Raw genomic sequence first — 10,093 nt, forward strand, 5'->3', positions numbered from 1 at the left:
ACACACTTCCTAAAAATACATTTCATACTTTTAAGGAAGTGTGTTAATACTTTTTATCTATTAAGTTTTCACTAATTATCTATCAAAAATTATTTCAGTATTTTAAGTAATTTGTCTAGAACATCGTCATTTTTGTTAGCTTTTTCAACTAATAATTCAGTGAATTTATTATTTGTCTCTTTATTAAATTTACCGTTAACTTCTAGTTTATTCTCTTGCTGGAATGCTTTAACTTGGTTTTCTAATGCAGAATCATATTTTGATGATTCGTTATCTACTTTAAAGCCTAGTGCTGATAATCCTATTTTAATTGTTTTAACATTTTTATCATCATCGCCTAATTCAAATGTTTTAGAACTTGGAATTACATTCAATGATTGATATTTAGGTGTGTTAATAGCAACATCTGGCTTAATACCTTTACCATGGATGTAATGTCCATCAGGCGTTAACCATTTCATTTCTGTATATTTAAGTAATGAGCCATCATCAAATTCACGAGTAGTTTGTACGATACCTTTACCAAATGTTTTAGAGCCATACACTTTCGCTTTATGATAATCTTTTAATGCACCAGTAAACACTTCAGACGCACTTGCTGAGCCTTCATTAACTAATATCGATACGTCCATATCTTTTGCCTCTTTTAAAGCATCATTTGATGTTTTGATTGATTCTGTGTCATTACCTTTTTCCAGTTTAACAACAGTTTTACCTTTATCGATAAAAATATTAGACATTTTAACAGCTTCATCTAATAAACCACCTGGATTATTTCTTAAATCTAAAACAATTTTTCTTAATCCATCTTTGTGCGCTTTAAGAACTGCATCTTTTAATTCTCCTGAAGTATCATTTTGGAATTTATTGATTGTAATAACACCAACGTCACCTTTTTTCTGATATTCAACACTTTTGACATGAATTTTTTCACGTTTAATTTTTACATCTTTCTCTTCACTACCGCGTTGAACAGTTAAAGTTACTTCAGTGTTTTCTTTACCTCTCACTTCTTTGACAACCTCATCTAGTGCTTTTCCTTTAATTGATTTACCATTAACTTTAGTGATAACATCTTTCGGACGTATACCTGCTCGTTCTGCTGGAGAACCTTTCATAGGACTTGTTACCATAATTTGATCATTTTTCTTTTGCATTTCTGCACCGATACCTACAAAATCACCTGATACGCCTTCATTAAAAGATTTCGTTTGATCTTTCGTTAAATATTCTGAGTAAGGATCTTTAAGTTCTTTAACCATGCCATCAATAGCTGCTTTCGTTAGCTTATCAGAATCTTGCTTTTTATAATAATCCTTATTTAAAGTTTTATAAACATATTCAATCTTGTTTAAATTTTCTTGTTCTGTTTTACTTAAACCACTTATTTTTTGATTAATAAAAATATAAGCAAATACCGTAATAATAGCTGTAATTAAAATTGTTGCAATAATAATGGATATAAATTGCCAACGTTTTAAGTGAACTTGTTTCTTTGGAATTTGCTGATTCTGTTTATTCTGCTGTTCGGACTCGCTCTGAACATCATTGGATGAAGATGTATGTCGCTTATCATCCATTTTATCACTTCCTTAATTATGGACTTTTCATATATGTGTAGTTAATCATATCAATTTCTGCAGAATAGCGCACGATATTTCATTATGAATTGACATTTTCTAGTTTGAAATTATTTTTATCCAAATTAAAACCAGGATAATAGCGTTGCATCACCCTGGTTCTAATTAATATTGTCTAAATTAGCTAAAATTTTAGCCACTCAGTATATTCTTCATATAAATCATCAAATACAGACATTGGCAAGGTAAAATCACCATGTGTTTCAATATAATCAGACAGCGTGTTAAAATCATCTTCATGTTTTGGAAAAGCAAGATCATCAAATATCTCTTCTGCAAGACGACCTTTATCATCGTGTCTACCACGAACTGTCATAACAAATTGATAAAATGAATAATTTTTCATTAGTTCATTGTCACATCAATAACTTTTGTTTCGCCTTTAATGACTGCTTTTTCATCGTGAATATTGATAGAAGATGCTTGATCAGAGTTTGTAATAATGATTGGTGAAATTACAGATTTCGCATTTTTATTAATAAATTCGAGATTAAATCTTACTAATGGGTCACCAACATTCACTTCATCTCCGCTTGATACAAGTACTTCAAAGCCTTCGCCATCTAATTGAACAGTATCTAAACCGATATGAACTAATAATTCTAATCCGTTATCAGCTTTTAAACCAATAGCATGCTTAGTTGGAAAGACATTGTCAACACGACCTGAAATTGGAGAAACTACTTCTCCCTCAGTTGGATTAATGCCAAATCCTTCCCCCATCATTTTTTGCGCGAAAACAGGGTCTGGAATATCTTCAATCTTTACGTATTCACCTGTTAATGGTGCATAAATTGCGATATCTTTATTAACTTCTTTGCCTTTACCAAATAATTTTTTAAACATACTTTCCACTCCTACTTATCAAAATGTGATATTAAATCGCCGTAACCCAACTCTTCTAATTTTTCATATGGAATAAATTGAATTGCAGCGGAATTAATGCAGTATCTTAATCCGCCACTTTCTTTTGGACCGTCATTAAATACGTGTCCTAAATGGCTATTAGATTCTTCTGAACGAACTTCAGTTCTTAACATACCAAATGATTTATCAACTAATTCAATAATTTCTTCATCATTCAAAGCTTTTGAAAAACTTGGCCATCCGCATTCAGAAGGAAACTTCTCTTCTGAAGTAAATAATGGTTTGCCAGAGATTTTGTCTACGTAAATCCCTTTAGCAAAATGATTCCAATATTCATTCATAAATGGTGGTTCAGTGCCATTTTCTTGAGTGACAATGTATTCTATATCTGTTAATTCGCTTTTATCTTTTTTAAGCATTTTGATTCCCCCAATGTGATTCTATAAACGCTTTTCTACCAGAACCGCGTTGATACTGATAATAATGTACTGGGTTCTTTTTATAATAATCTTGGTGGTAGTCTTCAGCTGGATAGAAATTTTTATATGGTTTTATAGGTGTAATCACTGGTTTCTTGAAAATACCTTCTTCATTCAATTGTTGCTTTTTAAATTCAGCAGCTTTCTTCTGATGTTCATCATGATAGAAAATTACTGGTTGATAGCTTTCGCCTCTATCGAAAAATTGACCTTGATCATCGGTAGGATCAAATGTTTTGAAATATATATCTAATATATTTTCAAAGGAAGTAACCTCTGGATCAAATGTAATTTGTACTGCTTCGACATGGCCGGTTTGATTCGTACATACCTGTTCATAAGTTGGGTTTTCGACATGACCATCACTATAACCAGATACGACTGACTTGATGCCTGGATATGATGTAAATGGCTTTACCATGCACCAGAAACATCCTCCTGCTAATGTTGCATATTCTTTTGTCATATGAATTACCTCCTTTATCTATCTAATTATAAATTTAGTCTATAAAAGATTGAAATGGAAGTAATTAACACTGAAAATGATAAATTTACTGCTTAAGGACTACAAGTCCAATGGCACCTTGACCTGTATGTGCTGAAATTACAGGTGTAGTTACATTTATATCGTAGTTATTTATATGGAATGAATCACTAAATACTTTTTTTAATTTATCAACATATTCAATGACATTAGCATGTGCTACACCTACGGATTTAATTTCATGATTACCAATAAATTCAGCTATTTCTTTCTTTAAATACTGAATACTAGAATTTTGTGTACGTGCATTATGCACAAGTTCTAATCGGCCATCATCAAGTGTACCTATTGGTTTAATTTTCATAATATTACCAATTAAACCTTTGGTCTTACTAATTCTGCCACCTTTAATTAATTGATTAAGTTGACCAATTACGACAAATAGTTTGATATTTTCTCTAAAGTCATTTAATTTTTCGACAATTTCGTCTGTAGATAAACCTTCATTTACAAGTTCAACTAAATGTTGAATTTGATAACCTAAGCCAAATGAAATAGATTTAGAATCAATGACCGTTACGTTTGCATCTACCATTTGACTCGCTTGAAATGCTGTATTGTAGGTACCGCTTAAACCTGAAGAAAGATGGATACTTATGATTTCTACATCATCTTTGCCTAGTTCTTCATAAATAGATATAAATTCACCAATAGCAGGTTGACTTGTTTTCACATCTTCATCATTTTCAATATGATTAATAAATTCTTCAGATGTAATATCTACTTGGTCAACATATGATTCACCTTCAATTGTTAAACTTAAAGGAACTACATGAATGTTGTGTTGTTCTAAATATTCTTTTGATAAATCGGATGTTGAGTCTGTCACAATAATCTGTTTTGTCATGTGATTCTCCCCCTTATTTTTTTCGAATTAGATGTAGGAAGGTATGTGGAATTGTATTTTTTTCATCAAGCTGACCTTCAACTGAAGAAGCTACTTCCCATTCTTCAAATGTATAAGGTGGAAAGAATGTATCACCACGGAATTTACCCTCTATGACAGTAATATACATATCATCTACTTTATCAATCATTTCTTCAAATAATGTTTGCCCTCCAAATATAAAAACATGGCCTGGCAAATTATAAATGTCATCTATTGAATGGATAACATCAACACCATCAACCGTATAATTTGTATCCGTTGTTAGAACAACATTACGACGATTTGGCAATGGTTTACCGATAGATTCAAATGTCTTACGTCCCATGACAAGTGTATGACCTGTTGATAATTTTTTAACATGTTTTAAATCATTGGGTAAGTGCCAAGGCAATTGATTTTCAAAACCAATTACACGTTGTAAATCATGCGCAACTAGAATGGATAAAGTCATAATTATCCTCCTTCTTCTATCATTTCAATTTTTACTACTAAGTTACTTTTAATTTAACATAATTTTCATTATAAAGTGTGATAGAAATGATGATTTTGCATATTTAATGAAAACGTTTCACACAAAAAAGTACTTTTTAACACTAACAATTCAATAAATCACAATATTTAACAATGATGAACTACTTAAAATTGCTATTTACACAGCTATCGGTGCCTTAATTGGTGGATGTGATTCATAACCAATAATTTCTAAATCTTCGTAATTTATATCAAAAATTGACTTGTCACTATTGATTTTTAAAGTTGGTGGATTAAAGCTATCTCGTGCAAGTTGTGTTTGTATGGCCTCAATATGATTTGAGTAAATATGTGCATCTCCAAATGTGTGTACAAACTCACCTACTTCGAGTCCACATTCTTTCGCAATAAGATGCGTTAACAATGCATAACTTGCAATATTAAAGGGCACGCCTAAAAATATATCTGCGCTACGTTGATATAATTGACAACTTAATTTACCATCTTGTACATAAAATTGGAACATTGTATGACATGGTGGTAATGCCATTGTATCTATTTCTGTAGGGTTCCAAGCAGATACAATATGACGTCTTGAGTCAGGATATTGCTTAATTTGCTCAATGACCGTTTTCAACTGATCGAAATGATTACCATCTTTATCTTCCCAGTCACGCCATTGCTTACCATATACATTACCTAAATCTCCGTATTGCTTTGCAAAATTATCATCTTCAATAATACGTTGTTTAAATTGTTTCATTTGTTCTTTATATTGTTCATTAAACTCTGGATCTGTTAATGAACGATGTCCAAAATTAGTCATATCCGGCCCTGTATAATCAGCAGATTTAATATAATTCTCAAATGCCCATTCGTTCCAAATATTATTGTTATATTTTAGTAAATACTGGATATTCGTATCACCTTTGATAAACCATAATAATTCAGTAGCTATTAATTTAAAAGAGACTTTTTTTGTCGTTAATAATGGGAAACCTTTAGATAAATCAAAACGAAGTTGATGTCCAAATTTCGAAATTGTTCCCGTATTTGTTCGGTCATTTCGTGTATTTCCTATTTCTAAAATTTCTTCACAAAGACTGTGGTATGCTGCATCAAATGAATTCAACATATCTGTTAACACCTCATTTTTAATATTTATTGTATGTATGTTTGATTAATTTATAATTTAGAGTTATGTAACTTTTAATATTGCTACTTTCAAGGTAAAAAGCATTTCATTGAAGTCCAAATAGTAACGATTTAAAATCACATCAAAATATTATTTTTTACACAACCATTCTTGTCATATAATACGATTGATAATTATTTACCCCATTCTGTTACTTTAAAGCTTTCATTTTCAAAAAAGAGGTTAACACATCATTTGAAATATTACGAATGATGTCATTGGAAGTCTTGTAAAAATTAGATATCGTTAGTTGACTTGATTTGGTAAATTTCAATAAATGATATGCAACTAAAGTCTCTATTTATCAATGACTGACATCATTTTCAATATCGTTTAATGTGCTAACCTTTATTTAAAGACTATTTACAATTTTCATCAAAAGCGTCTTTTAAGTCCATTGCAATGTCATTAATGTCTCGACCTTCAATAAATTCTCTTGGCATAAAATAAACTAAATTTTGACCTTTGAACAATGCATATGATGGACTAGATGGTGCTTGTTGAATAAATTCGCGCATCGTTTCAGTCGCTTCTTTATCTTGTCCAGCAAATACAGTAACCGTATTTGTAGGTCTGTATTCATTTTGAGTTGCAACTGCAACAGCTGCAGGTCTTGCCAATCCGGCAGCACAACCGCATGTAGAGTTAATTACTACAAAAGTAGTATCGTCTTCTTTTACTTGATTCATATAATCGTTAACTGCTTCACTTGTTTCTAAGCTAGTAAAACCATTTTGAGTTAGTTCTGCACGCATTTGTTGCGCTATTTCTTTCATATAAGCATCATATGCATTCATTTTTAATTCCTCCTAATTATACTGTACGATTTGCCATTTGTTTCCATACTGAACCTAAAGCCTCATCACCTTTTTCAATACGTGATATTGCCATCTCGATTTGTAATTTAACTTCAAATGCACTGTCATTAATATGCGCTTTAAGTGCTGGAAGCTGTTCGGCATTGCCTTCGTCATAGATAAACATAGCAGCTCGCCATCTAACAATTTTTTGCGGATCATCTAAGAGTTGCACCATTTCTGGAAGTGCTTCAGGATATCCCAAATCGCTAATACAATCACCTGCTGTTCTTCTTACAGCTGGGCTCTTATCTCGAAGACCTTTATAAAGGTACGGCAAAATATCTTTGCTTTCAATCATTCCTAACAAAACAATGGCTTGACGTCTAATGGGTACTTTGTAATCAGATAACGCTAAATCAAGTAGAGGTATATCTTCAAAAGTTGGATTTGGAAAATGATTCAACATTCTTAAACGTGTCTTCCAATCATTTGTACCGTGATATTCATCTAATGAAACATGTCGATAAAAATCTTCATTATCATATGTGCGTTTATCTGAAATGGCTTGTTTAACCATATTAGGTAACTTCGATTCTGGATAAATGGCTAAAACTTCTTCTAACACACTATCCAAAACTTCTGGCATTTCTCCATAACGATTGCCTAAATCTATCCATTTGCGCATAAAAACGATATTATCTTGATCTGTTTGCGCTTGAATCATGTGATCAATATATGCTTGCGGTAATTGTTCACGCAATTCTTGGTTCTCTGACGTTAACTTGATTTGATAAGGAATGCCTTTAAATGTTAAGAGTTCTGCTTTAATTTCACCAAAATGATTATCTATTTGTGATTCCATAACCATTTCATCAAGACTTGCTTCATCAGAAAATACAGCTTTTATTTGAGGTAATATCATTTCCCAATCAGCTTTCGGTTCTTTATCAACTGCTAAAAAATCCATGACATGAAAAATTGATGTAATACCATCGATTGATAACAGCTTATTGATAAATGCTGGTTGTGATTCTGCAACCTCTTTATAAGTATTTGACGACTGGTCTTCTCTGGTTTGTGACAATACAACTTTCATCGTATTTGGACTAGGTGTTGGCTCTATTCGTAAAATTTCCATTTGCTTAATTCCCCCCGAACTTATGTTGATGAAAATTTTATTCGAATACAGCCTCAACTTTTGGTAATACTGTTTCCCAGTTTGCGTCATTTTCTTTATCTACAGAAATAAAATCCATGACATGAAAAATTGATTTAACACCATCAATCTTTAAAATATCATTAATAAATTGAGGGTGTGCATCATCCACTTTAGTATACGTATCTGATGTCATACCTTCTCTACTTTCGCTAAGCGTAATCTTCATTGTATTGTGATTTGGTGTTTCTGAAATTGATATAATTTGCATTTGACTTCCTCCTACTGAAGTTCATTTCCTAATTGTTTTATTTCTTTCCCTATTGAACACTCATTGATACAAAAATGATGCGCCTTCGTTTTCCCCTCTATCTTTCGGAGGCGTGTTTTAATCGGACATTGATTGCAATAAGTATTCATTAAATCATCTATTTTCGCGAGTGCATTTTGCTCTGAAAAAGTTAAAATACGCGACACTTCCTTTATTACTCCAAAATATTGCAACCTTGTAAATAAGTGTTACTGTTTTAAATTTGACATAAAAATATTATAACATTTCTACCCCTAATTTTTGAATGAAACCTTTTACAATTCTGTACGTAAAATGTATTTATATTCAAATGCTATTGCATCGTAAACGATTTTTCAGTAAAATGAGTAAGTTATTTATTGAGCGGTTTCTAAACACCCGCATGATCAAAATTTAGGAGGACATTTAAATATGTATAATGAAATATTAGGACTTGTTACATTTATTGTGACATTCGTCCTTATGGTATTAATGTACCGCTTTTTTGGGAAACAAGGCTTAATTGCATGGGTTGCTATTGGTACAATTATTGCCAACATTCAAGTAATTAAAACAGTAGAAATTTTTGGTATATCTGCAACATTAGGAAATGTTATGTTTGCTTCAATTTATTTAGCAACTGATATTTTAAATGATATTTATGGTCGAAGAGTTGCCAAAAGAGCAGTTTGGTTAGGTTTTTCGTCGACATTAATTATGATTATTGTTATGCAATTATCATTACACTTTATTCCTGCGCCAGAAGATATGGCACAAAAAGCTTTACATGCAATTTTTGATGTTGTACCACGTATCGCATTAGGTTCAATTGTCGCTTATATTATCGGACAACATATCGATGTATTTATTTTCTCATTAATTAAAAAGATTTTTAGTTCCGATAAAACGTTTTTCATTCGTGCTTACGGTAGTACAATTTTAAGTTCAATTATTGATACAGCATTATTTGTTGCTATAGCATTCGTGGGTAGTTTACCTGGCACAGTAGTATTTGAGATTTTTATTACGACTTACGTACTAAAATTAGCGTCAACCATTTTCAATGTTCCATTTGGTTATATTGCTAAATCATTTTATCGTAAAGGTAAAATTGATAAATTAGATCAAGGCTATTAATTATTTTTATTAGAAAAAACTTTAGCTTCAAGACATAATAAAAAAGCTAGTACTTATTTTTATAACACGTGTTACTTATTTAAGTGATACGTGTTTTTTAATGGATTGATTTATGCTTTTTGTATTAAAGTAAAAGAAACATTATATAAGTATTTAAAAGGAAGTTGGTGTATGAATGGCAAAAATAAATTTTGATGCTGCTACTAAAGGCAACCCAGGTATCAGTACATGTGCCATCGTAATTAAAGAAGATGATCAACATCATACATTTACGCATAATTTAGGTGAAATGGATAATCATAGTGCTGAATGGGCAGCTTGTATTTTCGCCTTGGAACATGCACGTGAATTGAATGTTCGTAACGCACTTTTATATACAGACTCTAAATTAATTGCCGATAGTATTGACGCTGGTTATGTAAAAAATGCCAAGTTCAAACCTTATTTTGATCAATTAGAAATTTTTGAACAAGATTTTGATTTGTTATTTGTTAAATGGATACCAAGAGAACAAAATAAGGAAGCAAATCAGTATGCACAACAAGCACTATATAAGTTGATAAAAAAGAATAAATAAAAGGAGCACCGACTGATGTGATGTCAATCGGTGCTCCTCGTTTTATCGA

Annotated in this window: 14 protein-coding genes; 2 read left to right on the forward strand and 12 right to left on the reverse strand. The window is 31.4% G+C overall.

From position 1 onward, the window contains the following. Positions 1 to 89: 89 nt before the first annotated feature. The 12 genes from SAMSHR1132_RS06615 to SAMSHR1132_RS06675 all read right to left on the reverse strand — a co-directional run bounded on the left by SAMSHR1132_RS06615 (position 90) and on the right by SAMSHR1132_RS06675 (position 8,518). Positions 90 to 1,580 (reverse strand): S41 family peptidase, encoded by a 1,491-nt coding sequence (locus tag SAMSHR1132_RS06615; protein WP_000342169.1) that lies wholly within the window; start codon positions 1,578 to 1,580, stop codon positions 90 to 92. 184 nt (positions 1,581 to 1,764) lie between these two features. Continuing rightward, positions 1,765 to 1,986 carry a YozE family protein gene (locus tag SAMSHR1132_RS06625; RefSeq protein ID WP_000801009.1) on the reverse strand — a complete coding sequence of 74 codons (222 nt, stop codon included), beginning with the start codon at positions 1,984 to 1,986 and terminating at the stop codon, positions 1,765 to 1,767. Continuing rightward, a complete protein-coding gene (locus tag SAMSHR1132_RS06630; RefSeq protein ID WP_000473650.1) occupies positions 1,986 to 2,486 on the reverse strand; it encodes a PTS sugar transporter subunit IIA in 501 nt (166 codons plus the stop codon). Before SAMSHR1132_RS06630 ends, SAMSHR1132_RS06625 begins: the two co-directional genes overlap by 1 nt. A gap of 11 nt (positions 2,487 to 2,497) precedes the next feature. Further along, positions 2,498 to 2,926 carry a peptide-methionine (R)-S-oxide reductase MsrB gene (gene msrB, locus SAMSHR1132_RS06635; protein WP_000913320.1) on the reverse strand — a complete coding sequence of 143 codons (429 nt, stop codon included), beginning with the start codon at positions 2,924 to 2,926 and terminating at the stop codon, positions 2,498 to 2,500. Continuing rightward, positions 2,919 to 3,452, reverse strand: coding sequence for a peptide-methionine (S)-S-oxide reductase MsrA (gene msrA, locus SAMSHR1132_RS06640; RefSeq protein WP_000159898.1), 534 nt, complete (start codon positions 3,450 to 3,452; stop codon positions 2,919 to 2,921). Before msrA ends, msrB begins: the two co-directional genes overlap by 8 nt. Positions 3,453 to 3,537: 85 nt before the next feature. Continuing rightward, positions 3,538 to 4,377 carry a fatty acid kinase binding subunit FakB2 gene (gene fakB2 / locus SAMSHR1132_RS06645; RefSeq protein WP_000166068.1) on the reverse strand — a complete coding sequence of 280 codons (840 nt, stop codon included), beginning with the start codon at positions 4,375 to 4,377 and terminating at the stop codon, positions 3,538 to 3,540. Positions 4,378 to 4,390: 13 nt separating this feature from the next. Beyond that, positions 4,391 to 4,870, reverse strand: coding sequence for a dihydrofolate reductase (locus tag SAMSHR1132_RS06650; RefSeq protein WP_000175753.1), 480 nt, complete (start codon positions 4,868 to 4,870; stop codon positions 4,391 to 4,393). A 198-nt stretch (positions 4,871 to 5,068) separates the two neighbouring features. Further along, positions 5,069 to 6,025 carry a thymidylate synthase gene (locus SAMSHR1132_RS06655; protein WP_000934882.1) on the reverse strand — a complete coding sequence of 319 codons (957 nt, stop codon included), beginning with the start codon at positions 6,023 to 6,025 and terminating at the stop codon, positions 5,069 to 5,071. A gap of 419 nt (positions 6,026 to 6,444) precedes the next feature. Next, a complete protein-coding gene (gene brxA, locus SAMSHR1132_RS06660) occupies positions 6,445 to 6,882 on the reverse strand; it encodes a bacilliredoxin BrxA (protein WP_000995278.1) in 438 nt (145 codons plus the stop codon). A 16-nt stretch (positions 6,883 to 6,898) separates the two neighbouring features. After that, a complete protein-coding gene (locus SAMSHR1132_RS06665) occupies positions 6,899 to 8,023 on the reverse strand; it encodes a conserved virulence factor C family protein (RefSeq protein ID WP_000404625.1) in 1,125 nt (374 codons plus the stop codon). Between the two features lie 37 nt (positions 8,024 to 8,060). Then, entirely contained in the window at positions 8,061 to 8,312 is a 252-nt protein-coding gene (locus SAMSHR1132_RS06670) for a NifU N-terminal domain-containing protein (RefSeq protein ID WP_001165813.1), read from the reverse strand. Positions 8,313 to 8,323: 11 nt separating this feature from the next. After that, positions 8,324 to 8,518, reverse strand: a complete 195-nt coding sequence (locus SAMSHR1132_RS06675; protein WP_000086838.1) for a zinc-finger domain-containing protein — start codon at positions 8,516 to 8,518, stop codon at positions 8,324 to 8,326. A 244-nt stretch (positions 8,519 to 8,762) separates the two neighbouring features. Here SAMSHR1132_RS06675 and SAMSHR1132_RS06680 point away from each other — a divergent pair, with 244 nt between their 5' ends. Continuing rightward, entirely contained in the window at positions 8,763 to 9,467 is a 705-nt protein-coding gene (locus SAMSHR1132_RS06680; protein WP_000282173.1) for a queuosine precursor transporter, read from the forward strand. A gap of 175 nt (positions 9,468 to 9,642) precedes the next feature. Further along, positions 9,643 to 10,044: a ribonuclease HI family protein gene (locus SAMSHR1132_RS06685; RefSeq protein ID WP_001062931.1), complete on the forward strand. Its 402-nt coding sequence runs from the start codon at positions 9,643 to 9,645 to the stop codon at positions 10,042 to 10,044. The last annotated feature ends 49 nt before the right edge of the window (positions 10,045 to 10,093 follow it).

The sequence above is a fragment of the Staphylococcus argenteus genome (assembly GCF_000236925.1).
Taxonomy (GTDB): Bacteria; Bacillota; Bacilli; order Staphylococcales; family Staphylococcaceae; genus Staphylococcus; species Staphylococcus argenteus.